Source organism: Synechococcus sp. R65.1 (genome assembly GCF_047461755.1).
Lineage (GTDB): Bacteria > Cyanobacteriota > Cyanobacteriia > Thermostichales > Thermostichaceae > Thermostichus.
This window is the reverse complement of record NZ_JANSHU010000005.1, coordinates 78,105-103,009: the sequence shown is the minus strand read 5'-3', so window position 1 is coordinate 103,009 and position 24,905 is coordinate 78,105. Positions and strand designations below refer to the sequence as shown.

Below are 24,905 nucleotides of genomic sequence, written 5' to 3'. Positions count from 1 at the left end.
GCTGCTGCCTCTCCCCGAGGAGTTGCAAGCCGTGATGCTCGTGTGCTGAATTAGCCTGTTTATTGAACAAGTTATGGGATCCCGGCCACTCCCGTTTGGCGGGCCGCTTGGATCACGGCGGCAGCTACCTGAGGAACCACCCGCCCATCGAAGACTGAGGGGATGATCCACTGGGGATCCAAGTCTTCAGGTGAAATCAAATTGGCGATGGCGTGGGCGGCAGCCAGGCACATCTCGGTGTTGATCTGCTTGGCGCGGCAGTCAAGAGCGCCGCGAAACACGCCCGGAAAGGCCAGCACGTTGTTGATCTGGTTGGGGTAGTCGCTCCGACCCGTAGCCATCACGGCGACTCGATCCGCCACCAGCTCCGGCTGGATCTCGGGCACCGGGTTGGCCAGGGCAAAGACGATGGGATCTGGCGCCATTGTCTCCACCATCTCCGGCGTCAGGGCATTGGCCACGCTTACCCCAATGAACACATCCGCTCCCACCAAAGCCTCTGCCAGGGATCCGCTCTCCTCAACGGCGATAGCTGCCTTTTCCGGGGTGAGGTCAGAGCGGGAGCGGCTGAGGATCCCTTGGCGGTCGCAGACCAGGATGTGGGCTGCCCCGGCCCGCCGCAGCAGTTGCGTCACGGCAATGCCGGCTGCCCCGGCCCCGTTGAGGACAATGCGCACCTCGTCTAGGCTCTTTTTCACCACTTTCAGGGCATTCAGCAGCGCCGCCAGCACCACAATGGCGGTGCCGTGCTGATCGTCGTGAAACACGGGCAGGTTGAGGCGGGCTTTGAGCTGGGATTCAATAGCAAAGCAGCGGGGGGCGCTGATGTCTTCCAGGTTGAAGCCGCCAAACCCCGGCGCCAGGCGCACCACGGTCTCCACGATTTCTGCCACCTCCTGCGTGGCCAGGCAGAGCGGGAAAGCATCGATATCGGCAAAGCGCTTAAACAGGGCTGCTTTCCCCTCCATCACGGGCAAAGCGGCCTCCGGGCCGATGTTTCCCAGGCCCAGCACGGCACTGCCGTCGGTAACGATGCCCACACAGTTCCCCTTGATGGTGTACTCATAGACAGCGCTGGGATCGGCGGCAATCTCCAGCGCCACCCGGCCCACGCCCGGGGTATAGGCCATGGCCAGGTCAGCGGTGCTCTCCAGGGGGCTTTTGGCCACCACCTGCAACTTTCCCCCTCGATGCAGCTCAAAGGTGCGATCCACCACCCGCTCCACCTTCACATTGGCCAAGGAGGCAACGGCGGCCTGAATTTGCTGGGCGTGCTCGCTGCTAACGGCATCGACACAGATCTCCCGCACGGTTTCAGCAGCCGATTGGTGGATGAGGTCGATCCGGCTGAGGCTGCCGCCCACCTCGGCAATGGCTTGAGTGACGCGGGCCAGGGCTCCGGGCCGGTTGGGCAGACGTAGGCGTAGGGCAATACTGTAGCTGGCGCTGGGAGTGAGCTGGGTCATAGTCAAACTGCCCTTAGCAGAGTCAAGAGGCTACCCCGCCGCAGCACCCGCGGGGGAGTAGAATTGAGAAGCGCAAGAGACTCTTTCGCGTTAGCCTTGACAACTTTCGATCCCGACCTCAACACCTTAGCCAATTGGTTGGAAGGCTACTACAGCAACCGCGCTCAGGCAATGGCGGAGCCGGTGTGGTTTGTGCCAGTAAGCCTTTGGTACGTGCGTCTGCCTCACCTGTTTCCCGAGGGAATTGGCTTTTTTACCGAGCAGTTCAATGAACACACACCGGGCCGATTCTACCGCAGCCGAGTGCTACAGTTGCTGGCGGATCCCTTGCGGATAGAAAACTACAAGTTGCGAGATCAAGCGGCTTGTGCAGGCGCCTCGCAGGATCCGCAGCGTTTAGCGCAGCTGTCACTCTCAGACCTCGAGCATTTGCCAGGCTGCCGTATTTTGGTCGAAAAACGCCCAGGCCGTTTTCACGGCGAGATGCTGCCAGGGGGAGCTTGCCGCCTCAACCCCGGCGACAGTACCTATATCCACATTGAGTTCGACCTCACAGCCCAAGAATTCATCACCTGGGATCGCGGCTTCGACGCCACCACTGGTCAGCAAACTTGGGGATCCCGCGCTGGCCCCTACCGCTACCAGAAAGGGATCCCTCCCCGCCCTTAGAAATAGATAGAGGGTAGGCTGGATTAGGGGAGCAAGAAAGGAAACAGGTCGCGAACTCCTTTGCGCAGCTTGAGTAGAAAGATCAGCCGTTCCACCTTTGGCGAAACTGATCCCGTGGCAGGACGGGCTGCTAGCTCTGCCTGCAGCTTCTGCGCTTCGCTAGCAGTGAGGAGCTGGTTATCAACCGGCGAACGGGCACGCAGCTCAGGTTGAGCCCGCAACACCTCCTCGGGAATCTCGGAAGCTGGCGGCAATGACCAGGCTTGGCTACCCCAAAGCAGCAACAAGCCGCTGCAGCCACCCAGTCCCAGCCTCCAGAACATCCGACCGCTTCTCCTCGCGTTTAGCTGGCCATAGCTTCCGAGCGCTCCTGGATTACCCGGTCGACAATTCCATAGGCCTGGGCTTCTGTAGCCGAGAGGTAAAAGTCTCGCTCCACGTCCCGCTCAATTTTCTCCAGCGGCTGGCCGGTCATTTGCGACAGCAGCTCGTTCATGCGCCGTTTAACCCGCAGCGTTTCGCGGGCTCGAATTTCAATGTCACTGGCTTGGCCTTGGATCATTCCCAGCGAAGGTTGGTGCAGCATGATGCGAGCGTGGGGCAGGGCAAAGCGTTTTCCCTTGGTGCCGGCAGCCAGCAAAAAGGCTGCCATTGAGGCCGCTTGGCCCACGCAAACCGTAACGATGTCCGGCTTGACGTGGTTCATGGTGTCATAAATGGCCATCCCTGCCGTCACAGAGCCGCCGGGGGAATTGATGTACATCACGATATCTTTTTGGGGGTCCTGGGAATTGAGGTAGAGCATTACCCCCACAATGGTATTGGCCAAGTTGTCGTCAATCGGCTCGCCAATAAACAAAATCCGCTCTTGGTAGAGGCGGTCATCGAGGCTAATCCATTGGGTGTAAGGATCGCCGGGCAAACGGTAGGGGACGCGAGGCACTCCAATTGGCATAAGTTTCTCCTGGCAAAGTTTGAACCAGAATAGGGCGCTTGCCAAATTGCTCCCGCACTCAGGCTCAGCCAAGACAAAACCCGCCACAGCCCAGTGCGGGTGTTTCAAGGTTGACCCTTAGGTTTTGGCTGCTGCCAACTTTGGCAAGCCTTTGGAGCTGGTCAGCACCTGGTCAATAAGGCCATAGGCCTTAGCCTCTTCCGGGGTCATGAAAAACAGCCGCTCCGTGTCCTTCTTGATGCGCTCCACGGGCTGACCCGTGCTGCGGGAGAGTTCCTCCAGCATCATGTTGCGCAAAGTCAGAATCTCGCGGGTGCGAATTTCAATGTCGCTGGCCTGTCCTCGGGCACCCCCATAGGGCTGATGCAGCACAATCGTGGCATTGGGCAGACTGGCCCGAAATCCTTTGGCTCCTGCTGCCAATAACATGGCCGCCATGCCGATGGCACTGCCAATGCAGATAGTGTGCACTGGCGGCTTGATGTAGTTCATGGTGTCCAGAATGGCAAAGGCTGCCGTGTCGTAGTTATAGGTGCCCGTCGAGTTGATGTACATCTTGATCGGCTTTTCCCGATCCTCGTACTGCAAATACAGCAGTTGCTCGATGATCAGCTTGGTGACGTTGGCATTTGACTCTTCCGCCAGAGGTAAACCCAGGTAAACAATGCGCTCCTGGAGCAGCAGGGAAGCTAAATCCGGGGGAGGCGTCCGAACCGGAGCACCACCGTAGTAGTAATAGGTAGATTGCACCATGCCAGAGTTCTCCTACAGCCAATCCCTTGTTAGTCAAGAACAAGGGATCCGGAAATAGCAGCGGATCCCTTGTCCAGTAACCAGCAACAGAAGAGCGTCCTGGCGACCTTACTCAGCTCCCTGCGGCAAGAGCACCCGATCTGACTGCGTGACTAGGACTTTGGGCTTGCGCTCCTCGTCCACGTCGATGAGCACCTCAGATCCCTCTTTGACGCGGCCAGTCAAGATCTCCTCTGCCAGCAGGTCTTCCAACAGGCGCTGGATGGCCCGGCGCAGGGGACGTGCCCCGTAGCTGGGGTTGTAGCCCTCCTCCACCAGCAGGTCTTTGAAGCGATCGCTGACCGTGAGGTGAATTTTCTTCTCCTTCATGCGGTCGAAGACTTCCTTGAGCAGGATGTCGGCGATCTGCTTCACCTCGTCCTTGGTCAGTTGCCGGAAGACGATGATCTCGTCCACCCGGTTGAGGAACTCGGGCCGGAAATACTGCTTCAGCTCTTCGTGCACCAGGTTGCGGATGCGGTTGTAGTTGGCCTCTTCCTCATTGGTGTTGAACTCAAAGCCAAGGCTGCCGCCGCCCTTCTCGATGACCTTGGAGCCAATGTTAGAGGTCATCACGATCAACGTGTTCTTGAAGTCCACCGTGCGACCTTTGGCATCGGTCAGGCGGCCATCTTCGAGAATCTGCAGCAGCAGGTTAAACACATCCGGGTGGGCTTTCTCAACCTCGTCAAAAAGCACCACCGTGTAGGGGCGGCGCCGCACCGCTTCGGTCAGCTGACCCCCCTCGTTGTAGCCGACGTAGCCGGGCGGGGATCCAATAAGCTTGCTGACCGTGTGCCGCTCCATGTACTCCGACATGTCAAGGCGGATCATGGCTGACTCGGAGCCGAAGAAGTAGGCGGCTAAGGCCTTGGTCAGCTCCGTTTTGCCCACCCCAGTTGGGCCGCAGAAGATGAAGCTGGCGATGGGGCGATTGGGATTTTTCAATCCCACGCGCGCGCGACGAATGGCGCGAGAGATAGCCCGCACAGCCTCATCTTGACCGACAATGCGCTGGTGCAGGGTCTCCTCCATGTGGAGCAGCTTCTCCGACTCACTTTCGGTGAGCTTGGCTACCGGCACCCCTGTCCAAGCGCTCACCACCTGGGCCACATCTTCCTCCGTTACCTCTGGCAGCTCCGTGCGGCTGCTGTCCTCGGCTTTCTTGGCCGCTGCAATGGCGCGGATCTGCTGCCTAATCTCCATCTCCCGGTCCCGCAGCTCACCAGCCCTGTCGAAGTCCTGGGCTCGCACTGCGGCATCCTTCTCCCTGAGAACCCGCCGCAGCTCCTGATCCAGCTCCCGCGCCGCTGGCGGCAGTTGGGAGTTGATCAAGCGCACTCGCGAAGCCGCTTCGTCGATGAGGTCAATGGCCTTGTCGGGCAAGAAGCGGTCGGAGATGTACTGGTCGGCCAGCTTGGCTGCCGCCTCCAGAGCCGCATCGGAGATCCTCAGCTTGTGGTGCTGCTCATAGCGCTCCCGCAGGCCATAGAGAATCTCAATGGTCTCAGCCACGCTCGGCTCGCCCACCATGATGGGCTGGAAGCGGCGCTCCAGAGCCGGATCTCGCTCAATGTGCTTGCGGTACTCATCCAGAGTGGTGGCCCCGATGCACTGTAGCTCGCCGCGAGCCAAAGCCGGCTTGAGGATGTTGGCAGCATCGATAGCACCCTCCGCCGCCCCCGCCCCAATCAGGGTATGCACCTCGTCGATGACCAGGATGATGTTGCCGGCGTTGCGGATCTCATCCATGATTTTCTTGAGGCGCTCTTCAAACTCGCCGCGGTACTTGGTGCCAGCCACCAACAGGCCGATGTCCAAGCTGATCACTCGCTTGTCGGCCAAGATGTCGGGCACATCGCCTTGCACAATGCGCTGGGCCAAACCTTCGGCAATGGCGGTTTTGCCAACCCCCGGCTCGCCGATGAGGACGGGGTTGTTCTTGGTGCGGCGGCCCAAGATTTGGATCACCCGCTCGATCTCCCGCGTCCGGCCTACCACTGGATCCAGCTTGCCTTCCTGAGCCAGTTGAGTCAGGTTGGTGCCAAATTCATCCAGCGTGGGCGTCTTGGTACGGCTAGAGGAGCCACCGCCTGCCGTTACTTCGGCGGTTTCGCCCAGCATGCGGATGACTTGGGTACGCACCTTGGAGAGATCCACCCCCAGGTTTTCCAGAACGCGGGCGGCTACTCCCTCCCCTTCTCGGATCAGGCCCAGGAGTAGGTGCTCCGTGCCAATGTAGTTGTGGCCAAGCTGGCGCGCCTCTTCCAAGGAGAGCTCCAGCACTCGCTTGGCGCGAGGAGTAAAGGGGATCTCAACCGCCACAAAGCCGGATCCCCGACCGATAATTTTCTCAACCTCAATTCTGGCGTCTTTTAAGTTGACCCCCATAGATTTGAGGACTTTGGCGGCGATCCCCGTGCCCTCGCCAATGAGCCCCAGCAAAATTTGCTCAGTGCCAACGAAATTGTGACCTAACCGCCTGGCCTCCTCCTGGGCCAGCATGATCACCTTGATGGCCTTTTCTGTAAAGCGTTCAAACATGATCCTCGAGCTCCCTACGCCTGCATCAAGGCGGACCTGATAGGCCTGATCCTAACACAGGATTCAGGCCAGCTAAGGGACAGCAGACACCCCAGACGAAAAATCATCTGGGACTGGAACGCGCCTGGAGAGATTTGAACTCCCGACCGCGTGGTCCGTAGCCACGTGCTCTAGTCCACTGAGCTACAGGCGCAAGAGGGGTAGACTAGACTATCTGGCTGTCATCTACTGATGGACATCCCTAAACATGGCTTACACATTGTAGCACAAGAGCATCTCTTGATATCCGCCACCATTCAAGAAGGCCCTGCCCAGGAGGGGGGGTACCCTTGAATGGCTCAGTCGTCCGAGGGTTCTATCTCGGGATCCAAGCTCTTGGCGGTAAGGCGCAGGGCCTCTGCCTGCTCCATCACCCGAGGGGCTTGCACTGCTGTCTCAACCCCTTGCCGATAGCTCTCCCACAGGGGCATTTCCGGGTAGGTCTGCTGCAATTCCTTGATCTGATCCAGCAGAGCCTCTAGCCAGCCAGACGTACCCCAGGTGAGCAAAAACTGCAGGGGATTCCAGAGGTTGAGCTGCCGCCCCAACTCGTTGAGGCTTTCGTTGCGAAGGGGCGGGTCGAAGATGTCGGCCACCGTCATCAACTGGCGCCCCAGTAGTGGCCTGAGGGTTGTCTCAGCAGCCTCCACAACGGCGGGAAGGGCGGCTTGGATGCGCTCGGGACTGGGAATGTGCCGGGCCTGGGGCAAAGCTTGCAGCAGCAGCTCCAGGCGTCGTTCAGCTTCTGCCGACTCTAAAGCCGCTTCTAGGGTTGTGCCCACACTGAGAAACACTTCCCCCGTCAACAGCCGCACAGCGTCGATAACCAGGTGATACAGGGGAGGGATCACCAGCTTGATCCATTCGCTTTGGAAAAACTCCCGCAGCCGCCGCGCCAGATAGTCCCCCACCTGCGTGGTTTGGATCCCCAGTTGGGTGAGGGAGAGGTACCAGTCGGGGGGGGATCCTTTGGGATCGAGCCACTGGCGCAGGGTTTGCCACTCCTCTTCGGTGAGGGCAGTTCGCCCCTGCTTTAAGACGCTGCGCCGCAGCTTGCCCTCGGCATTCAAGAGCTTGCGCAGCTCCGGCGTGCCCAGCAGAGAGAGGGCCCCTGCCGATCCCACGCTGCCGATCTCGACGGCAATGAGGGCGGCCAAGAGGGCGGCTGAGGCTTTCACCTGGATCTCGCCGCTTTTGTCCACCACCAGAGGTAGGCGGCTATTGCCATAGGCCCGCAGGCTCATCGCCTCCAAGGTGGAGCGTTGCTCAGCGGTTAAGGCCCCTGCCCAAGAAGGGATGCCGTTGGTTTCTGCCCCAGAATAGGCCTGGTCCTGCAGGCTGTGATACAGCAGGCTGGCCACCCAGGCGCGATCGGCGGCCCGTTCCAGAGAGCCAATGACCACCTCCCATTGGCGGGGGCTGAGCAGAGGCAAAAGCGCTTGCAGGTCTTGCTGGAGCGGCTCTGGAGAGCTGGTGGCTCTAGCTTTGTCTAAAGTTGCCTGCAGCCGATCCCTCGCCTCGCGGCACAGGCCGCCCCACTCCAGTTGCAAACGAGCTAGGGTTTGCTGCAGGGTTTCTTCAGAGCGCCGGGGCAGCTCCTGCCAGCCCGCTTCCAGTTGCCGCCACAGCCCCTCCCAGTTCAGGTCCCCCGCCCTACCGGATGAAGGTGGAGAGTTCGCCGGCGCGGCGGGCCTGTTGGGATCAAGATTGGGGGAGAAGAGGTTAGGCATGGGCAAACTGGGCTGCAGGGGAATTACCGGCATTATAGCTAGGGGTAAAAGGCAAGCTGCGGTAAGCCCAAGGTTTCCGGCCACCCCATCATTAGGTTGAGGCATTGCACCGCCTGCCCGGCCTGTCCCTTCATGAGGTTGTCGATTACCGACAGGACAATGACTCGGTTGGTGCGGGTATCCACTTCCACCCCGATCATGCAGGTGTTGGTGCCGGCAACCCACTTGGTTTGCGGGTAAACGCCGCGGGGCAGCACCTTGACCCAGGGGGATTGGCGATAGAAGGCGTTGTAAATGGTGATGAGATCTTCGCCCACGAGGCCGGGATCCCGCAGGTTGGCGTACAAGGTGACGTGGATACCCCGCACCATCGGCACGAGGTGGGGCGTAAATTGTACAGTGATGGGAGTGTGGGTGAGGTCACTGCAGGCCTGCTCGATCTCGGGCGTGTGCCGGTGTTGGGCCACGCCATAGGCCCCCAGAGAGCCATCTACCTCGGCAAATAGGGATCCCAGCTTGGGGGTGCGGCCCGCGCCAGAGACGCCGGATTTGGCATCGAAAATAAGGCTGTCCAGCTCCACCAACCCCTGCCGCAGCAGGGGGGCAACCGCCAACAGGGAGGCGGTGGGGTAGCAGCCGGGGCAGGCTACCAGTTGGGCTTGGGCAATGGCCTCCCGGTAGAGTTCTGGCAGCCCGTAGACCGCTTGCTCGTTGGCCTGGCGATAGGCAGGGCTGGGCCAGTTGGGATCCGTCTGCCCCAGGCGATACCAGGATTGGTAGGTGGCCAGGTTGCGAAAGCGATAGTCTGCCGAGAGATCTAGAACTTTGCACCCTTTGGCTAGCAAAGGCGGCGCCAAGTCTGCTGCCAGGCCATTGGGCAGAGAGAGGAAGACAACGTCGCTGCTGGCGGCAATGGCCTCCACATCTACCGGCTGGATGGTCAAATCCACCGCTTGGGCCAGGTGAGGGTAGAGATCCCCGTAGCGTTTGCCGGCGCTGTCTTGACCGGCCAGGTAGGTGATCTGCACGCCGGGATGCTCGCTGAGCAGCCGCACCAACTGCACCCCTCCATAGCCGGAGGCCCCGACGATGGCGACGCGGACAGGATTGGTGGGAGGAAGAGAGTGAGGCGCCGTAGTGGCCATGGGGGCTGCCTGTGCAGAATTGCAAAACTGACGGTTTGCCTTACTATTTATCGCATTTGCCGCTGCCTTGGTTGAACTCACCTGCTCTGTTGGGCTCAGTGTTGCCTGAGCCGGGAGTTATACTGGGCTCACGCGAGCCGCCCAAGCCTCGGCAGCCGCCTTGGCTGTTGAGGTCGTGCCCAGGGATGTTCCCTACCTCGTCGGGAAGGGTTGTATGTACTACGAACAATTGATCAACATGATCCTGCGAGCCCGCGGCCAAAGCAGCCGCCACGGCCTGGATCAGGAAACGTTGACCCTCTACTCCGAAGGCCCCTACACCCTCTACAAGCTCACCTCCCATTTCGACCGCCGCTCCATTTTTGTTTTGGCCCAAAACCAGCAGGAGGTGTTTGTCTCCGGAGATGCGTTTCACAGCAAGTTGATCCCGGGAGAATGGCAGGAGTGGCTGCACCAGAAGGCTTTGGCTGTTGCCGCCGAGACACCCCAGGCCAGCTAGCCGGCGAGGGCCAAAACGCCGGGCTGAACCTGCCGGGGCACCACTGAGAGCCGATCCAACTCCGCACAATAGGCCAGGTCGCTGTCGCTTTCAGGGCTAATGGCCAGTAGCCGCTGCCCATGGCTGGAGCGCCGCAACAGGCTCAGGAGATTGTCTTGCCAAGTTTGGTAGAGGGCCAGGGCGGCCACTGCCTCGTCGTTGCCCAACTGCTCCTCCGAACAGCCCAGGCGATGCAGAATGGCTCCGGCACAGGCGGTGTCTTCCAAAGCAAAAGCCCCCTCCCAGCCAGCTCCCACCAGCCACACCTCGGCAAAAGCTCCTTGCCTGAGAAACTCCACCACTGCTCCCAAGTTCACCAGGGCTGCTGTGATCAACACTGGGATCCCTTCTAAGCGCTGAAGGGTGCGGGTGCCGTTGGTGGTGCTCATGAAGATGCGCTTGTCCCGCACACGCTCCGGCGTATACTCGCGGGGGGAGTTGCCTAGGTCAAAGCCCGCCACTGTTTTGCCGCCTCGCTCCCCAGCTAAGAGCCGTTTGGAGGCCGGCCAGCTCTGGCTGGTCGTTTGCAAGGGTTGTAAATCGGCAAACACCTGCACGGCCTCTGCCCCTGCGGCCAGGGCTGTGGCAATGGTGGTGGTGGCCCGCAGCACATCAATGGCCACCGCGCAGGCCGGGATCCCTGACGAGGGGACTTGCTCAGGGGTGTGGAAGTGGAAAAATCGCATGAGAGAAGGATCCACCGAGAGCTTATTAGAACTCGCGCCGGGCAAACACCAGCGCCGTCAAAATGAGCAGCAAAACGGTGTAGATCAGGCCGTAAAGCGCATCGCCAAGAAGCTGGGTGGGCGGGGGAATTTGTCCGTAAACGGCAGCATCTCTTAGGTTAAAGCGCTCCAGATCTGGCAGGACTAAGTAGATTACCTCGAACACCTTGCCGAAGCCTGTGTCTTCCACTAGCTTGCTTAACTGCAGCAGGGCACGGCTCGTGTGGCCCATAATGAACAGGGCAATGGTGTAGAGGGTAGCCAAAATCGGGGAGGTAAAAACCCCAAACAGCAGCGCTGCTGCCACAATCAGCACCAGTTCCAAAAAGGTAAAAACTGTTGCCCAGAGAACGGCCCAGGGGGAAATGGGGGCCTGCACCACCCGCAGGCTGAGCAAAAAGACAGCCGTCATCATTGCTAGCAGCACCGACAGCAAAGCCGACAGGCCCAGATGCTTGCCGACAATAAACTCCGCCCGGCTCATGGGTTTGGCAATCAGCACGTAGACCGTGCGCCTCTCGATCTCTTTATTGACCAGCCCCGTGCCGACGAAAATGGCCACCACCAGCAACAGGAAGTGGATGGCGGCCAGACCCAAATCGGCAATGATCTTGTTGTGGGCCTGGTTGGCTACCTGGGGAATCAAAACGATGGCCCCCAGCATGGCCACCGCAAACACCATCACCAGATAAAGAACGCGATCCCGAATGGTTTCCCGAAAAACATTCTGGGCAATGGCCACGACGCGCCCTGCATCCATAGGCTGGCCTCAAGCGAGCGACAACCGGCTATACACTTGTAGAAGCCCAGCTTCATTCTATGCAGTTCCAGGCCCAAATTCAGATCCACCTGCGCCCCTCGGTACTGGATCCTGCCGGGGCTGCTCTCCAGGCTAGCTTGCATCAGCTAGGGCATACCCAGGTGCAGGGAGTGCGCATTGGCAAACACATCCAGCTGCAGCTAGAGGCCCCTGACGCCGAAACTGCCCGAGAGCAGGTGAGCAAGCTGTGCGAGCAACTGCTGGCCAATCCAGTAATCGAGACCTATCAAATCCAAGTGGAGCCTCAAGAGGGCTGATCTCTCACCAAGAAGCTCTCTCGCTCCAGCCCTCACCGCTTTTGCCTTCGCCCCAAGGGATCCCCATGGCCAAGGTAAGGTTTGGCATTGTCGTTTTTCCTGGCTCCAATTGTGACCGCGACGTAGCCTGGGTAACCCGCGGCCTCTTAGGCTGTCCGACGCGACTCATCTGGCACCGGGAAACCGATTTGTCAGGGCTGGATGTGGTGGTGCTGCCGGGGGGATTCAGCTACGGAGATTACCTGCGGGCGGGCGCGTTGGCCCGTTTTGCGCCGGTAATGGGGTCTCTAGCCGAGCACGTAGCCCGGGGGGGCTATGTCTTGGGCATTTGCAATGGCTTCCAGATCCTGACAGAGGCGGGCTTGCTGCCAGGGGCGCTGCTGCGCAACGCTAATCTGCACTTTATCTGCGACCGAGTGAGGATCCGCGTGGAGCGGCCAGATCTGCCCTGGACAAGCGCCTACCCCCCGTCCGCCCTTGTAACCCTGCCGATTGCCCATGGAGAAGGACGCTACGTCTGCGAGGCCGACACCCTGAAGCAGCTGCAAGATGGGGGTCAGATTGTCTTCCGCTACGATCCCGTTGCCCCCAACGGCTCGGTGGATAACATCGCCGGCATTTGCGATCCCAGCGGTCGCATCCTCGGCTTGATGCCTCACCCAGAACGCGCTGCCGACCCCGATTTGCCAGGCCAGGATGGGATCCCTTTTTGGCAGTCGATTGTGCAAAGCCTGTCCAGTTAGCCCTGCTGAGCCTGAGCCAACACCTGGCGCACTTGGTTCACCATCTCCTCGTGATCCACGACTGGCTTGGCAATGTAGCCATCGGCCCCACTCTGGGCCAAAAAAGTCTCCCGGTCGCCCCGCATGGCGTGGGCCGTTACCAAGAGGATAGGAATGGAGCTGGTGCGGGGATCCCCCTTAAGCAGCTGGGCAATGCGGATCCCGTCCACTGCCTCGCCGCGAAAGGTGCTCTGGGAGAGGGAGACATCTAGCAAAATGACGTCTACTTCACGGGCTTGGGCCAGCTGTAGAATCTGCTCCACATCCTGGCTGTGAAGAACCTCAAACCCACCCCGTCGCTGCAGCACCTTCTCGAATACGCGGGCATTGGCCGGATCATCCTCTACCAGTAGCACCTTTGCCATCGTTCCCCTGGGCTCTAGAGCCCAGCTAGCACCAACCCAAGGCAATTGTAGCGATCCCCAGGCTAGTCTCGGGGCAACTGCCCTTGCCCAGGGATCCAGGCAATTGTTTGCGCGGCCTCCTAGCCTCAGACCCTACTAGCGTGGCGGACCCAACTGGTGGGGCTTACTTCTTAGGGATCTTGGGAGTTTCGCGAAAAGCAACAGCAAAAAACAGAAGGCCCAACGTCAAAAACAGGATAAAGGTGTAGGTGATGGTTTCCATAGCAACCTCCCATGGACTCTCTAGAGCCGCCAGCACCCCATTCCCAAAGAGAACCGAGTGCCGACGGCTAGGAACCAAGAAAGCTCTAGGCTTCTTGCACCTTGCGAGTGGTGGGATCCCCCACTTTTTGGAAGACGCCGAATTCCACCATCTCCTCACTCATGTTCGGGTCAATGCCAGCGAACACGTCGCGGAAGAGGGTACGGGCGCCGTGCCAAATGTGGCCGAAGAAAAATAGCAGGGCAAAGACAGCGTGGGCAAAGGTAAACCACCCGCGGGGGCTGGTGTGGAAGGTGCCGTCAGCCTTGGGCGTTTCACGGTCAAACTCGAAGAGCCGACCCAACTGGGCCATGCGGGCATACTTCTTAACCGTTGGCGGGTCCGTGAACACCTGCCCGTCCAACTTGCCGCCGTAAAACTCCACCGTCACGCCCACTTGCTCAAAGCTGTAGCGCGACTCGGCCTGGCGGAAGGGAATGTCAGCCCGCACTACGCCATCGGCATCTCGCAGGATGACGGGAAACGTCTCAAAGAAGGTGGGCATGCGCTGCACCGTCAGCTCCCGCCCCTCGCGATCCCGGAACACTGGGTGGCCCAGCCACGCGATGGCAATGCCATCCCCTTTGTTCATGGGGCCAGCCCGGAACAGGCCACCCTTGGCTGGGTTGTTGCCCACGTAATCGTAGAAGAGTAAGGACTTAGGCAGAGAGTTGTAGGCTTCGCTGAGGGTCATCCCAGCTTCCACGGCAGCATTGACGCGCCGGTTAATTTCCTGGTTGAAGTAACCGGAATCCCATTGGTAGCGGGTGGGGCCAAACAGCTCGACAGGTGTGGTGGCGCTGCCATACCACATTGTCCCGGCTACCACAAAGCCAGCAAAGAACACTGCTGCCAGCGAGCTGGAGAGCACGCTCTCTATGTTCCCCATGCGCAGAGCCTTGTAGAGGCGTTGGGGCGGACGAACCGTAATGTGGAACAAGCCGGCAATGATGCCGACGATGCCCGCGGCAATGTGGTGGGCCACCACCCCGCCAGCATTGTAGGGGTTAAACCCGGCTGGCCCCCACTCCGGCGCCACCGGCTGCACATGCCCTGTTGTGGCATAGGGATCGCTCACCCACATCCCTGGGCCAAAGACGCCCGTCAGGTGAAACGCGCCAAAGCCAAAGCAGAGAATCCCCGCCAGGAGCAGGTGGATCCCAAAGATTTTCGGCAAGTCCAAGGCTGGCTCACCGGTACGGGGGTCCCGGAACAGCTCCAGATCCCAGTACACCCAGTGCCAGCAGGCAGCCAAAAAGAGCAACCCCGATAGAACGATGTGGGCAGCGGCTACCCCCTCAAACGTCCAGAAGCCTGGGTTGGCAACGCTCTCGCCATAGATGTTCCATCCACCCCATGAGTTGACCACTCCCAGGCGCACCATAAACGGCATGACAAACATGCCCTGGCGCCACATTGGATTCAAGACCGGATCCGATGGGTCGAAGATGGCTGCTTCGTACAGGGCCATCGATCCGGCCCAACCCGCCACCAGGGCAGTGTGCATTAGGTGTACCGCAATGAGGCGGCCTGGATCGTTGAGTACAACAGTGTGGACCCGATACCACGGTAGTCCCATAAAGCTCGATCCTCCACGTTTTCAACACTTGGGCAATATCCAGTCAAAAAGCGAAGTCGACATCCCCCTAGGTTCTGACCTGAGCAGTCCCTTCTAGCTTGAGGGGTGCCGTGCCTACCTAACCTAAGGGCACACCCACTGACTGAAAGTATTGCCGGCAGAATTTCCCTCCCAGAGATCAGACAGTATAACGAAGCGCAACCGACCTGAGTGGCTTCAGGCGGGATGCCCCTCATATTTGGCACCATCTTCCCCGATCTCTGGCCAAAGATTAAAAACATGACTTAAAATGTAACAATACTTAGCAACATCGCTCTTTCTTGGCTCAGTTCGAGCGAGGTTCTTTGGCAGAGCTATGGCAACGATTCGGTTTGTGAACGAGAACCGGGAGGTCGTCGTCGCAGAGGGGTCGAACCTGCGCCTGAAGGCGCTGGAGAACCAGATTGACCTCTATAAGATGGTGGCCAAGCTGCTAAACTGCGGCGGCAACGGCCAGTGTGGCACCTGTGTGGTGGAGATTGTCGAGGGGGCTGAAAACCTCTCGCCACGCACAGAGGCAGAAAACCGCAAACTCAGGCGCAAGCCTGAGACCTATCGCCTCGCCTGCCAGACTAAGGTGCTGGGGGATGTTGCGGTGAGAACCAAGCCCTAGGGCTGGCTGGGTCGTTTGGGCAAGGCGCACCTGAGAATGGTATGCTAGCTGCCAGTTGGATTTGCCGCGTGCGGAGCGATGGAGACAAACTACCTGGGCATCTTGGCCACTCTTTTGCTTATCTTGGTACCTTCCATCTTTCTAGTAATCCTATACGTGCAGACTTCTAGCAAGTCGGAAAGCTAGTCGAGCAAGCTCTGGTTGCTCAGGGCAGGCAAAGGCCCTAGTAGGGCTGGCGGAAACCTAACTGGCAGTAGCCCCCAAAACTCGGCAGGGACTTCTGCAGGGGGCTCTTTACTTTTTGCAACAGAATGCAGCTGCGGCTGAAGTGGCCTGCAGGCGGGATCCCTTAGGTGGGTCTTCCTGACTTCCCAGTGTTTTTTTGGCGGATAGACTTAAGTCTACGGTCTTCATCGGAAAACTTGACTTCTGTCTATCCTAGTTTGCCACTAGGATGCCTCTTAAGATTTTTTACAGAATCTCAGCCAGCGATGGGGTCAGGCGAGATCCCGGGTCGGAAGGAGGACTATGAGCTTGAACGGGCTGGTTACAACCGCATGGTTAATTCCCCTCTATGCGCTGGTGGGGTGGGGGGGAGCGCTGATCTGGTCCCCAGGAATCACCCGCCGCACTGGCCCTCGACCGGCGGGCTACCTAAATGCGCTGCTGACTTTGGTAGCGTTTCTGCACAGTGTGGGGGCGCTGGTGGCGATTTGGGATCAGCCGGCGCAGGTGATTCGGCTGCCCTGGCTGCAGGTGGGGGATCTGGTGTTGGAGCTGCCGCTAGAGGTCTCTTCGGTAACGCTGGGGGCCTGCGCTGTGGTGACGGGGCTGAACCTGGTGGCCCAGATCTACAGCTTTGGCTACATGGAAATGGACTGGGGCTGGGCGCGCTTCTTCTCCCTGCTGGGCCTGTTTGAGGGGGGAATGTGCGCCCTGGCCATGTGTGGCTCTCTGTTTTTTAGCTACGTCATCTTGGAGATTTTGACCCTGGGCACCTACCTATTGGTGGGCTTTTGGTATAACCAGCCGCTGGTGGTCACCGGGGCGCGAGATGCTTTCTTAACCAAGCGCATCGGCGACCTCTTGCTCTTGATGGGGGTTATTGCCATTTATCCCCTGACGGGATCTTGGGAGTTTGAGGACTTGGCGGCCTGGGCAAAGGCGGTGCAGGCAGGAGCCATCTCTGTGGACCCAACTTTGCTCGCGCTGGCAGGGCTGGGCTTGCTGGCTGGACCTGTGGGCAAGTGTGCTCAGTTCCCCCTGCACCTGTGGCTGGATGAGGCGATGGAGGGGCCGATCCCTGCCACAATCTTGCGCAACGCCGTGGTGGTGGGCACAGGGGCCTGGGTGTTGATCCGCCTGCAGCCGCTCTATGCTCTTTCCCCAACGGTGTTGCGGGTGATGCTGGTAATTGGGGGGCTGACGGCAGTGGGGGGAGCCTTTGTGGCCCTGGCTCAAATTGACGCCAAGCGGGCCTTGTCCTACCTGGTGAGCGCCTACATGGGCTTGATCTTTGTAGCAGTGGGCACCGGCCATGTCCAGCAAGCGTATCAGTTGCTGCTTACCTATGCGCCGGCGATGGCTTTGCTGGTGATGGCGCTGGGCATGGTGATCTGGAACAGCATTACCCAGGATCTGCGTTATCTAGGGGGCTTGTGGTCGCGGCGACCCATCTCAGGTCTGTGCTTTTTGACGGGGATGGCCGGAATCCTTGCTTTGCCTCCCTTTGGCTCCTTCTGGGTGCTGACGGATCTGTGGCAGCAGTTGGTGCAGTCAGGGCAGGGGCTGGCGGCAACAGTTGTGCTGGTTACCAACGCGGTGACGGCACTGGGCCTAACCCGGGTATTCGGCCTTGTTTGGGGGGGTAAGCCACAGCAGATGAGCGAGCGCTCGCCAGAAGTGCATTGGCCGATGATGCTGCCCAGCACGGTCATGATGGGGGTGACGCTGCATGTGCCGATGATTCTGGCGGCCTTGGATCTCTTGCCGGCTCTGCAGGGGATCCCGATTGCGGTGATGGCCGGATCCAGCTTGGCGGGCATCGCGTTGGGAGCCTGGCTGTACCTGCCGCGGGGGCGGCGGCCAGTGGACTGGGCTTTCTTGGCCGACTGGCAGGACCTACTGGCCAACGACTTCTACACTCCTAAGCTCTACCGAGCCAGTGTGGTGTTTGTGGTGCGCATCATCTCTGAGGTCACGGCGCTCTTTGACCGCTACGTGGTGGATGGCCTGGTGAATTTGACCAGTTTGGCGGTGCTGGCAGGCGGCCAAGTCCTGAAGTACACCACCTCCGGCCAGTTGCAGGCCTATGTGCTGACAATTGTGGTGGGGGTGGCCCTGCTGGGTTGGTGGTTCTCTAGGCTTGGGTAGGTCGAGGGGGTAAAGACCATGCTGAGTGCCTTGATTGGGTTGCCGATTTTGGGATCCCTGCTCCTGTTCCTGGGCTTGGGAGGGCGAAAGCTGGCGGTGGTCCTGGCCGGGATCCCGTTGGCCATCTCGCTGTTTCTATTTACCCGCTTTGACGTGCAGGCAACTGGCTTTCAGTGGGAGCAGCGGTGGGATTGGATCCCAGAGATTGGCTTGAGCTACTCCCTGGGCTTGGACGGGCTGTCTCTGTTGATGGTGGCCCTGAACGGGCTGCTTACCCTCATCGCCATCCTGACGGCTGAGCCGGAGGTGCAGCGTCCCAATCTCTTTTACGGCTGCATTCTGCTGATGAGCGGCTCGGTCAACGGGGCTTTTGCTGCTCAGAACCTGCTCTTGTTTTTCCTCTTCTACGAGCTGGTGTTGATCCCGATCTACCTGCTCATTTCCATCTGGGGCAGCCCCAAGCGGGATTACGCCGCCATCAAGTTTTTGATTTACACCGCTGTCTCCGCCATCTTCCTGCTGGGGGCCTTTTTGGCTATCTACTGGCTTGGGGATCCCCACACCTTTGAGCTGGCTGAGATTCGCATCAGCTCTCTGAGCCCTGCTGCCCGAACCCTGGCGCTCTTGGCGTTGATGGTGGCCTTTGGCATCAAGATGCCGCTGGTGCCCCTCCACACCTGGCTGCCCGATGCCTACGGCGAGTCTTCCCCGCCGGTGGCGATACTGCTGGGAGGGGTGCTCTCCAAATTGGGCACCTATGGTCTATTTCGCTTTGGGCTGCAGTTGTTTCCCCAAACTTGGGCCGACCTGGCCGGGCTTCTGGCCTGGTGGGGGGCCATTGCCGTGCTCTCGGGAGCTTTGGCGGCTATTGCCCAAAAAGACATCAAGCGCATGGTGGCCTACAGTTCCATCGGCCACATGGGCTACATCCTGCTGGGCATGGCGGCGGCCACGCCGATTAGCTTGACGGGAGCAATGGTGCAGATGGTTTCCCACGGCCTGATTTTGGCGCTGCTGTTTGATCTGGTGGGCCTGGTGGAGCGCAAGGTAGGAACGCGGGATCTCAACGTGCTCAACGGCCTGCTCAATCCCCTGCGTGGCCTGCCCACGGTGAGTGCCCTGCTGATTTTAGGCGGCATGGCCAGTGCCGGGATCCCAGGCTTGGTGGGCTTTGTGGCTGAGTTCTTGATCTTCCAGGGCAGCTACCAAGATTTTCCCTTGCCCACTTTGATCAGCATCTGCGGCACCGGCTTGACAGCGGTGTATTTTGTGATTTTGCTCAACCGCACCTGCTTTGGCAAATTGGACAACCGCACCGCCTACTACCCACGGGTGCAGGGCTGGGAGCGGATCCCGGGCTTTGTTTTAACTGCCTTGATCGTCTGGTTTGGGATCCAGCCCATGAACTTGGTGAAATGGCCGCAACCCTTGGCGTTTACCCTCTCCACCCAGGTGGCTCAGGCCCAAACGGTTATCTTGGCCTCAGCCGGTAACCCGGATCATTCTCCCTAGCAACGAGCTCACCAGGTAGTTGGGAGACTCCCAGGAATTGAAGAGTTGGAGACTTGCCATGGCAACAACCCTAGTTGCACCTAAGCTACCTCCTTCCACTCATCCTTTTGCCGAGATAGTCCATCGCCTCGAGGCAGGGGGATCGATGCTGCCGGATACGCCGGAAAACTTGATGCAAATTATCGGCATCTACAAAGCCTATGCCATTCCGATGGACTTTTATTGGCGCGATCTGCTCTACATTGCCGAGCAGGTGTTTGTGGATCCCTTGCCCTTTTTTAAGTACATCATTCCCGAAGAGTATCTGAAGCTGGCCAACCACTACGCTGGAGATGATGCGGATCTGCGCATTTGGCGTGGCCCCGCCACGGCCCACCCAGAGCTCCTGGAGTTCATGGAAAAAGGGGAGCTCAAGCGCAAGCTGCCGCGGATCTTGCATCACCTTTGGCATGACCGCATCAACATGGAATTTGCGGAAGAGTGTATGCGGGCCATGCTCTGGCACCGAGATATGGGGGGCCTGCTGGATCCCTATATGGACTCGGAAGAATACAAGCAAAATGCCGACCGCGCCATCCGCGCCTACTGCCAAGGCAACCCCCTGTTGATGGGGCTATACAAGCTCTTCCCAGACATGTTTTTAGAGCTATGCCGCCAGGCCACCATGTACTCGGTGCTGGGCCTGTTTTGGGAGGTGATGGCCCCTGTCTTTCTTGAGATGAGCGATCTCTACGACGAGGGCAAAATTACCAGCGTGCCGGAGGCGATGAACTTCTTGGTCAGGGGGATCTTCGCCATTGCCGGACGGCCCATTTATCACCGGGTGCGCATCCGCGGAGAATGGTACGATATTGTGCCCAAATCCAAGGGATTTACCTGGCTATACGAGGCGGCTTTCCCCTACGTAGAGGCCGTGTTTTATCGCACCTCTCCCTTCCGCGGCACCAAGTCCTACAACGCCCAGGCCAACCAAGTGCCCGTTAACCAGTTGGACTTCCACTACGGGGTTCTCTACGCCGACAAGTTTCCCGTGGCCAGTGCCGGGATCCCGCCGACGCTTTTGCACCAGGATATGTACCACTTTTTGCCCCAGTATTTAGTGGAGTATTACCGCAAGCATTGCCGCGGCGAAGATGACATGCTGATCCAGCTTGGGATCAGCTTTCAGCGCTCCATGTACAACGTCACCTCAGCCGTGATCCAGGCAGGTAGAGCAGCTTTTCTCTATCCTTTGGACGATCCCAATCCGCGACATTTGATGATGAACCGTCGTTACTTTGAGGGGCAACTCAATCGCTTCACCCGGCCGGAATACGGGATTCGAGAAGCAGCTCGCCTGGCCTATATTCAGGATCAGAACTATCGCTAGCCGACTTCAAGTCTAGGCATTGACTCTGCCCATTTTCAGTTGTATTCAGGCCAGGTAGCTCTGAAACTGCCCACCACTTTGACTTTCCTGTCATCTCAACTTCTAGCAAAATAGGGATTTTGGCCATGCCTGATATTGTCGATATTGCAGTTGCTACGGAGGGTTTCTCCACCCTAGTTACAGCCGTGAAAGCGGCAAACTTGGTGGATACTCTGAAAGGCCCTGGCCCCTTTACTGTTTTTGCGCCTACCGATGCCGCTTTCGCCAAGTTGCCTCCCGGCACCATTACCACCCTGGTGCAAAACATCCCTCAACTGACTCGCATCTTGTGTTATCATGTGGTGCCCGGTCGCCTGAAAAAGGCGGACTTGGCCAAGTATCGAAGTGTAGGCTCGGTGGAGGGATCCCCCATCGATTTGTTTATCGAAGGGGACGTGTTTGAGGTAAACAATGCTACCGTTATCCAGGCCGATATTGAAGCCGACAACGGCATCATTCATGTCATCGACACGGTGATCCTCATGCGGCCCCACTGGTTCTGGCCAATCCTGCGCTCTGCGGAAAAAGAGGGCCTAGCCAGCGCCCCCTGAAGCGACACCACCGGCAGGCAGATCCCCCACTGGGCAGGTTCCTGCTGCAAGGTATGGGTCTTGATGACCTAGAAAGCCTCGGTGGAATTGCTCCACCGTCTCCGGCCCACCCAAATCGGCTCCTGGAGGATCCTCCAGCGCCCCGTCAAGTCGTAGGGATCCCTGACATCGGGATTGGAGCGTTGTGAGGCGGCGGGACAAAGTTTAGATTTTCTTCACCTGCCCCGTTGCTGTTTCCCCAAGGGCGGGCTAATTTAGGGAAGGCGTTTGGTGTGAACGGCTACAGCTGCCTGCAGGGATCCCTTGCCGGCGGCTGTGGTCTGCCCCTTCCTCCAAGCGTGGGGAGGGGTCGAGGTAGCCAGCCCTTCCAGGAGGCGCCTTGCCCTGCGCCAGGGAAGAGCAAAAGGTGGGCTTCCTCAATTTCGAGGGGGCTTGCCTGTCCAACAAGTTTTGCACCAGTTTCATTGAGCCCCATGAGCCACCGTTGCTTCGAGAGTAACCCCAGCTCTTGGCTGTCTAGAAGCGGGCCAGCTTGCCTAGCGCGAGCGGGGTCTAGTTCTGCAGCTCTTGGCGCCCTAGAGCTGGCGTTCTGGGTTGCAGTGGACTTGGGACTTGCTGCTTTTGCCTTGGCGTCTAGAAGCTCTTAGTTGCCTCCAGTTTTGTGATTAGCGTCACGAGGAAATCAGCATGGTGCAAGCAAAGGAGTTGGTGACATCTGGTCAGACGGCTCTTCTCGACTCGGATCTGGAAAGCTCCTCTTCCATCCTCCTGGATGCAGACAATGGAGCGGATCCCCTCGAGTTTGAACTGGATGCCAGTGACACTGAGGCTTTTGACGAGGAGGAGGGCGACGAAGAGTTCCTCGAGGAGGAGGATGAGGCTACTGCTGCCAAAGGGCATGCGAAACGCAAATCGGCTAGCAAGAAAAAGGTCTACACCGACGACTCTATTCGCGTCTATTTGCAAGAAATTGGGCGCATTCGCCTCCTGCGGCCTGACGAAGAAATTGAGCTAGCGCGAAAAATTGCCGATCTGCTGGAGCTAGAGCGCGCCCGTGAGGCCGTTTTCGAGCGAATGGGCCTCTGGTCCAGCCCGGAGGAGGTGCCGGAGGAGCTATGGGCAGAGGAAGTCAAAATGCCCTTGCCGGAATTCCGGCGGCGCCTACACCAGGGGCGGCGGGCTAAAGAAAAGATGGTGCAGTCCAACCTGCGGCTGGTAGTCTCTATTGCCAAGAAATACATGAACAGGGGTCTCTCCTTTCAGGATCTGATCCAGGAGGGCTCCCTGGGCCTCATTCGGGCAGCCGAGAAGTTTGATCACGAAAAGGGCTACAAGTTTTCCACCTACGCCACCTGGTGGATCCGCCAAGCCATCACCCGCGCCATTGCCGATCAATCGCGCACCATTCGCCTGCCGGTTCACCTCTACGAAACCATCTCGCGCATTAAGAAAGTCACCAAGCAGCTTTCCCAGGAGTTGGGCCGCAAGCCCACGGAAGAGGAGATCGCCACCCGCATGGAAATCACCATCGAGAAGCTGCGCTTCATTGCCAAGTCGGCTCAGCTTCCTATTTCCTTGGAGACGCCTATTGGCAAAGAGGAGGACTCGCGGCTGGGAGACTTTATTGAGTCGGAGGGAGAAACTCCCGAGGAGCGGGTGGCCAAGATGTTATTGCGGGAAGATCTGGAAAGCGTTTTGGCAACCCTCACCCCTCGCGAGCGGGATGTGTTGAGGCTGCGCTATGGGCTGGATGACGGCCGCATGAAAACCCTGGAGGAGATTGGCCAAATCTTTAACGTTACCCGAGAGCGCATCCGGCAGATCGAGGCCAAAGCGCTGCGCAAGCTGCGCCATCCCAATCGCAACAGCGTGTTGAAAGAGTACATCCGCTAGCCGGGCCTAGTTAGACCTGGCTGCTACCTTCCCAGATCCTGGGAGGCTGGATACCAGCTCCTCGAAGAGAAGAGGATCAAAAACCAGTGCGGCGTTTCTGGGCAGCTCTAACTTTCTACACCGCCTTGCCCCTAGGACGGGCAGCAGATCTGCAGTTTGAGGGCATCGCCGCCTGGCTGCCGGCGGTGGGTCTATGCCTAGGCGGGATCCTCTTTTTGGCCTCCCTCTTGCTTCAGGTTTTTCCAGCGGGAGTACGGGCAGCTTTACTGGTAGCGCTGTGGGTGGTGTTAACCGGGGGGCTGCACCTGGATGGGGTGGCCGATACCGCCGATGGCCTGGCGGCCAATCTCCACACCAGCTCAGAGCAGTCAGCCAGCAATTCCCACCGCCTCCAAGTGATGAGCGACAGCCACACGGGAGCCTACGGGGTGCTGGCCCTGGGACTGGTGCTGCTGTTGAAGTTTGCTGCCCTGAGTAGCCTACAAGTCTGGCCCCTCCTGCTCTTGGTGCCAGCCTGGGGTCGCTGGGGCCAACTGCTGGCCATTGCTCTCTACCCCTACTTGCGGGAGCAGGGATCCGCCCGCTTCCTCAAAGACTCCACCTCCCTGCCGGGATCCCTGTGGCCGGGCACCCTGCTCCTAGGGGTTACCACAGCCGGTTTGGGGGGAAGCGGGATCCTGGCCTGGGGGCCTCTGCTACTTTGGACGCTGGGCGCTGCTCTGGGAGCCTTGGCCGTGGGCCACTGGATCTACCGCCAACTGGGAGGACACACGGGGGATACTTACGGGGCCACGGTGGAGTGGTCTGAGGCGATAGCCCTGCTGTGGGGATCCCTGATTAAGCTCTCCTGAGGTCTCTCTTGCGCTGGGAGAGGAACCGGCTCCGCCAAGCCCAATTGTTGCCGAGCCTTCTGGCAATCCTGCTGGATTTGGTGGATCAAGTCCGCCACTTTGGGGAAGCGCCGCTCTGGGCGGATAAACCCCTGCAACGCCACCCGCACCTCCTGCCCGTAGAGATCGCCCGTCCAATCCAGCAGATGCACCTCAACCGTGTGCCGCAGCCCAGCAAACGTAGGACGGTAGCCGATGTTCATCACTCCTGGCAGAGCTCCCGCGGCAGCGGGCACCTCCACCCAGGCGCTGTACACTCCGTTGCGGGGCAAGAACTTCTCGGGCGGCAGGCGCAGATTGGCAGTGGGAAAGCCCAGCTCCCGTCCCCGGCGATCCCCTGGCACCACCTCTCCAATGAGCCGATAGGGACGACCCAAGAGCTCTGCGGCTGCTGCCACCTCCCCTGTAGCTAGGGCAGCGCGAATGCGGGAGCTGCTGACTCGCTTCCCGTTTAGTTGCACCTCCGGGATGACCTCTACTGGAATACGGCACTGGGATCCCCAGGCCTTCAGAGTTTGGGCGTTGCCGGAGCGGCGATGGCCAAAGCAAAAGTCCCAGCCAACGCTGAGGTGGCGAACGCACAACCCTTGTTCAAGAACTGTCTGGATGAAGTCGTGGGGAGGCTGGCAAGCCAGGGCAGGGGTAAAGGGGAGCAGCACCACCTGTTCAAAGCCCATTTCAGCCAACAGCGCCAGCTTCTCCGCCGGCGGAGTCAGCAGCCATTGCTTTTGCCCCGTCAACACCTCCTGCGGGTGGGGATGAAACGTGAGAACCGTGCGCACCCCCTCTGGGGAGTCTCGAATTGGCTGCAGCACTTTCTGATGGCCCAGGTGCAAGCCATCGAAGTTACCAATGGCAACGGCAGTGGGCCGCAAGGCTTGAGCCAGATCAGAAGTTACATGCACCGCTTGGGATCCCC

General features: G+C 59.2%; 25 protein-coding genes and 1 tRNA gene. 12 read left to right on the top strand and 14 right to left on the bottom strand.

All coding sequences use genetic code 11. From position 1 onward, the window contains the following. Positions 1-71: 71 nt before the first annotated feature. Positions 72-1,466, bottom strand: a complete 1,395-nt coding sequence (locus tag NW814_RS04065) for a malic enzyme-like NAD(P)-binding protein (RefSeq protein WP_414405298.1) — start codon at positions 1,464-1,466, stop codon at positions 72-74. Positions 1,467-1,562: 96 nt separating this feature from the next. On the opposite strand from NW814_RS04065, the gene NW814_RS04060 reads away from it, so the two are divergent. Next, positions 1,563-2,135, top strand: a complete 573-nt coding sequence (locus tag NW814_RS04060) for a chromophore lyase CpcT/CpeT (protein ID WP_414405297.1) — start codon at positions 1,563-1,565, stop codon at positions 2,133-2,135. A 23-nt stretch (positions 2,136-2,158) separates the two neighbouring features. Here the strand turns inward: NW814_RS04060 and NW814_RS04055 are convergent, their stop codons facing one another. The 7 genes from NW814_RS04055 to argC all read right to left on the bottom strand — a co-directional run bounded on the left by NW814_RS04055 (position 2,159) and on the right by argC (position 9,340). Then, a complete protein-coding gene (locus NW814_RS04055) occupies positions 2,159-2,458 on the bottom strand; it encodes a hypothetical protein (protein WP_414405296.1) in 300 nt (99 codons plus the stop codon). Positions 2,459-2,478: 20 nt separating this feature from the next. After that, the gene (locus NW814_RS04050) at positions 2,479-3,090 is read right to left on the bottom strand and encodes an ATP-dependent Clp protease proteolytic subunit (protein ID WP_414394862.1); all 612 of its coding nucleotides are present in this window, start codon (positions 3,088-3,090) and stop codon (positions 2,479-2,481) included. Positions 3,091-3,207: 117 nt separating this feature from the next. Then, positions 3,208-3,843: an ATP-dependent Clp protease proteolytic subunit gene (locus tag NW814_RS04045; protein WP_414405295.1), complete on the bottom strand. Its 636-nt coding sequence runs from the start codon at positions 3,841-3,843 to the stop codon at positions 3,208-3,210. 108 nt (positions 3,844-3,951) lie between these two features. Continuing rightward, on the bottom strand, positions 3,952-6,426 hold the full coding sequence (locus NW814_RS04040; RefSeq protein WP_414394865.1) for an ATP-dependent Clp protease ATP-binding subunit: 2,475 nt from the start codon (positions 6,424-6,426) through the stop codon (positions 3,952-3,954). Positions 6,427-6,545: 119 nt separating this feature from the next. After that, positions 6,546-6,619 (bottom strand) — tRNA-Arg (locus NW814_RS04035). 145 nt (positions 6,620-6,764) lie between these two features. Next, entirely contained in the window at positions 6,765-8,228 is a 1,464-nt protein-coding gene (locus NW814_RS04030) for a hypothetical protein (RefSeq protein WP_414405294.1), read from the bottom strand. 5 nt (positions 8,229-8,233) lie between these two features. Beyond that, positions 8,234-9,340, bottom strand: coding sequence for an N-acetyl-gamma-glutamyl-phosphate reductase (gene argC / locus NW814_RS04025; protein WP_414394868.1), 1,107 nt, complete (start codon positions 9,338-9,340; stop codon positions 8,234-8,236). A 214-nt stretch (positions 9,341-9,554) separates the two neighbouring features. On the opposite strand from argC, the gene NW814_RS04020 reads away from it, so the two are divergent. Continuing rightward, a complete protein-coding gene (locus NW814_RS04020) occupies positions 9,555-9,839 on the top strand; it encodes a hypothetical protein (RefSeq protein ID WP_414405293.1) in 285 nt (94 codons plus the stop codon). Here the strand turns inward: NW814_RS04020 and NW814_RS04015 are convergent. Beyond that, a complete protein-coding gene (locus tag NW814_RS04015; protein WP_414405292.1) occupies positions 9,836-10,564 on the bottom strand; it encodes a 2-phosphosulfolactate phosphatase family protein in 729 nt (242 codons plus the stop codon). The two genes, NW814_RS04020 and NW814_RS04015, sit on opposite strands and share 4 nt — an antisense overlap. Positions 10,565-10,589: 25 nt before the next feature. Continuing rightward, a complete protein-coding gene (locus NW814_RS04010) occupies positions 10,590-11,363 on the bottom strand; it encodes an ABC transporter permease (protein WP_414394872.1) in 774 nt (257 codons plus the stop codon). A gap of 59 nt (positions 11,364-11,422) precedes the next feature. On the opposite strand from NW814_RS04010, the gene purS reads away from it, so the two are divergent. Continuing rightward, complete coding sequence (gene purS / locus NW814_RS04005) at positions 11,423-11,680, top strand: phosphoribosylformylglycinamidine synthase subunit PurS (protein ID WP_414405291.1); 258 nt, start codon at positions 11,423-11,425, stop codon at positions 11,678-11,680. Between the two features lie 65 nt (positions 11,681-11,745). Beyond that, a complete protein-coding gene (gene purQ / locus NW814_RS04000) occupies positions 11,746-12,423 on the top strand; it encodes a phosphoribosylformylglycinamidine synthase subunit PurQ (protein ID WP_414405290.1) in 678 nt (225 codons plus the stop codon). Here the strand turns inward: purQ and NW814_RS03995 are convergent. The 3 genes from NW814_RS03995 to psbB form a co-directional block, all read right to left on the bottom strand. Further along, positions 12,420-12,827, bottom strand: a complete 408-nt coding sequence (locus tag NW814_RS03995) for a response regulator (RefSeq protein ID WP_414405289.1) — start codon at positions 12,825-12,827, stop codon at positions 12,420-12,422. The genes purQ and NW814_RS03995 overlap by 4 nt on opposite strands. A 163-nt stretch (positions 12,828-12,990) precedes the next feature. Continuing rightward, positions 12,991-13,089: a photosystem II reaction center protein T gene (locus NW814_RS03990; protein WP_414405288.1), complete on the bottom strand. Its 99-nt coding sequence runs from the start codon at positions 13,087-13,089 to the stop codon at positions 12,991-12,993. An 85-nt stretch (positions 13,090-13,174) separates the two neighbouring features. Then, complete coding sequence (gene psbB, locus NW814_RS03985) at positions 13,175-14,707, bottom strand: photosystem II chlorophyll-binding protein CP47 (RefSeq protein ID WP_414394881.1); 1,533 nt, start codon at positions 14,705-14,707, stop codon at positions 13,175-13,177. A gap of 355 nt (positions 14,708-15,062) precedes the next feature. Here psbB and NW814_RS03980 point away from each other — a divergent pair, with 355 nt between their 5' ends. The 8 genes from NW814_RS03980 to cobS all read left to right on the top strand — a co-directional run bounded on the left by NW814_RS03980 (position 15,063) and on the right by cobS (position 23,947). Further along, a complete protein-coding gene (locus NW814_RS03980) occupies positions 15,063-15,359 on the top strand; it encodes a 2Fe-2S iron-sulfur cluster-binding protein (RefSeq protein ID WP_414405287.1) in 297 nt (98 codons plus the stop codon). A 78-nt stretch (positions 15,360-15,437) separates the two neighbouring features. After that, positions 15,438-15,545 (top strand): photosystem II reaction center protein PsbM, encoded by a 108-nt coding sequence (gene psbM, locus NW814_RS03975; RefSeq protein WP_414394884.1) that lies wholly within the window; start codon positions 15,438-15,440, stop codon positions 15,543-15,545. A 342-nt stretch (positions 15,546-15,887) separates the two neighbouring features. Further along, the gene (locus tag NW814_RS03970; RefSeq protein WP_414405286.1) at positions 15,888-17,732 is read left to right on the top strand and encodes an NAD(P)H-quinone oxidoreductase subunit F; all 1,845 of its coding nucleotides are present in this window, start codon (positions 15,888-15,890) and stop codon (positions 17,730-17,732) included. Positions 17,733-17,750: 18 nt separating this feature from the next. Then, positions 17,751-19,244 (top strand): NADH-quinone oxidoreductase subunit M, encoded by a 1,494-nt coding sequence (locus tag NW814_RS03965; RefSeq protein WP_414405285.1) that lies wholly within the window; start codon positions 17,751-17,753, stop codon positions 19,242-19,244. Between the two features lie 58 nt (positions 19,245-19,302). Then, positions 19,303-20,613, top strand: a complete 1,311-nt coding sequence (locus NW814_RS03960) for a CO2 hydration protein (protein ID WP_414405284.1) — start codon at positions 19,303-19,305, stop codon at positions 20,611-20,613. Positions 20,614-20,738: 125 nt separating this feature from the next. Further along, on the top strand, positions 20,739-21,203 hold the full coding sequence (locus NW814_RS03955; RefSeq protein ID WP_414405283.1) for a fasciclin domain-containing protein: 465 nt from the start codon (positions 20,739-20,741) through the stop codon (positions 21,201-21,203). A gap of 687 nt (positions 21,204-21,890) precedes the next feature. Next, positions 21,891-23,096: an RNA polymerase sigma factor RpoD gene (rpoD, locus tag NW814_RS03950; RefSeq protein WP_414405282.1), complete on the top strand. Its 1,206-nt coding sequence runs from the start codon at positions 21,891-21,893 to the stop codon at positions 23,094-23,096. Positions 23,097-23,182: 86 nt separating this feature from the next. Next, positions 23,183-23,947 (top strand): adenosylcobinamide-GDP ribazoletransferase, encoded by a 765-nt coding sequence (gene cobS / locus NW814_RS03945; RefSeq protein ID WP_414394896.1) that lies wholly within the window; start codon positions 23,183-23,185, stop codon positions 23,945-23,947. Here cobS and NW814_RS03940 read toward each other — a convergent pair. After that, on the bottom strand, positions 23,878-24,891 hold the full coding sequence (locus NW814_RS03940; protein WP_414405281.1) for a bifunctional riboflavin kinase/FAD synthetase: 1,014 nt from the start codon (positions 24,889-24,891) through the stop codon (positions 23,878-23,880). The genes cobS and NW814_RS03940 overlap by 70 nt on opposite strands. Positions 24,892-24,905 lie beyond the last annotated feature (14 nt).

Bases quoted from the DNA above. Each gene is read 5' to 3' on its own strand.
- purS (WP_414405291.1), top strand. From the start codon at position 11,423: ATGCAGTTCCAGGCCCAAATTCAGATCCACCTGCGCCCCTCGGTACTG.
- NW814_RS04055 (WP_414405296.1), bottom strand. From the start codon at position 2,458: ATGTTCTGGAGGCTGGGACTGGGTGGCTGCAGCGGCTTGTTGCTGCTT.
- NW814_RS03955 (WP_414405283.1), top strand. From the start codon at position 20,739: ATGCCTGATATTGTCGATATTGCAGTTGCTACGGAGGGTTTCTCCACC.
- NW814_RS04045 (WP_414405295.1), bottom strand. From the start codon at position 3,843: ATGGTGCAATCTACCTATTACTACTACGGTGGTGCTCCGGTTCGGACG.
- NW814_RS04050 (WP_414394862.1), bottom strand. From the start codon at position 3,090: ATGCCAATTGGAGTGCCTCGCGTCCCCTACCGTTTGCCCGGCGATCCT.
- psbM (WP_414394884.1), top strand. From the start codon at position 15,438: ATGGAGACAAACTACCTGGGCATCTTGGCCACTCTTTTGCTTATCTTG.
- NW814_RS04030 (WP_414405294.1), bottom strand. From the start codon at position 8,228: ATGCCGGTAATTCCCCTGCAGCCCAGTTTGCCCATGCCTAACCTCTTC.
- NW814_RS04015 (WP_414405292.1), bottom strand. From the start codon at position 10,564: ATGCGATTTTTCCACTTCCACACCCCTGAGCAAGTCCCCTCGTCAGGG.
- NW814_RS03980 (WP_414405287.1), top strand. From the start codon at position 15,063: ATGGCAACGATTCGGTTTGTGAACGAGAACCGGGAGGTCGTCGTCGCA.
- NW814_RS03995 (WP_414405289.1), bottom strand. From the start codon at position 12,827: ATGGCAAAGGTGCTACTGGTAGAGGATGATCCGGCCAATGCCCGCGTA.
- NW814_RS03965 (WP_414405285.1), top strand. From the start codon at position 17,751: ATGCTGAGTGCCTTGATTGGGTTGCCGATTTTGGGATCCCTGCTCCTG.
- NW814_RS04040 (WP_414394865.1), bottom strand. From the start codon at position 6,426: ATGTTTGAACGCTTTACAGAAAAGGCCATCAAGGTGATCATGCTGGCC.
- NW814_RS03990 (WP_414405288.1), bottom strand. From the start codon at position 13,089: ATGGAAACCATCACCTACACCTTTATCCTGTTTTTGACGTTGGGCCTT.
- NW814_RS04020 (WP_414405293.1), top strand. From the start codon at position 9,555: ATGTACTACGAACAATTGATCAACATGATCCTGCGAGCCCGCGGCCAA.
- NW814_RS04065 (WP_414405298.1), bottom strand. From the start codon at position 1,466: ATGACCCAGCTCACTCCCAGCGCCAGCTACAGTATTGCCCTACGCCTA.
- psbB (WP_414394881.1), bottom strand. From the start codon at position 14,707: ATGGGACTACCGTGGTATCGGGTCCACACTGTTGTACTCAACGATCCA.
- NW814_RS04010 (WP_414394872.1), bottom strand. From the start codon at position 11,363: ATGGATGCAGGGCGCGTCGTGGCCATTGCCCAGAATGTTTTTCGGGAA.
- NW814_RS03960 (WP_414405284.1), top strand. From the start codon at position 19,303: ATGGCAACAACCCTAGTTGCACCTAAGCTACCTCCTTCCACTCATCCT.
- argC (WP_414394868.1), bottom strand. From the start codon at position 9,340: ATGGCCACTACGGCGCCTCACTCTCTTCCTCCCACCAATCCTGTCCGC.
- rpoD (WP_414405282.1), top strand. From the start codon at position 21,891: ATGGTGCAAGCAAAGGAGTTGGTGACATCTGGTCAGACGGCTCTTCTC.
- purQ (WP_414405290.1), top strand. From the start codon at position 11,746: ATGGCCAAGGTAAGGTTTGGCATTGTCGTTTTTCCTGGCTCCAATTGT.
- NW814_RS03970 (WP_414405286.1), top strand. From the start codon at position 15,888: ATGAGCTTGAACGGGCTGGTTACAACCGCATGGTTAATTCCCCTCTAT.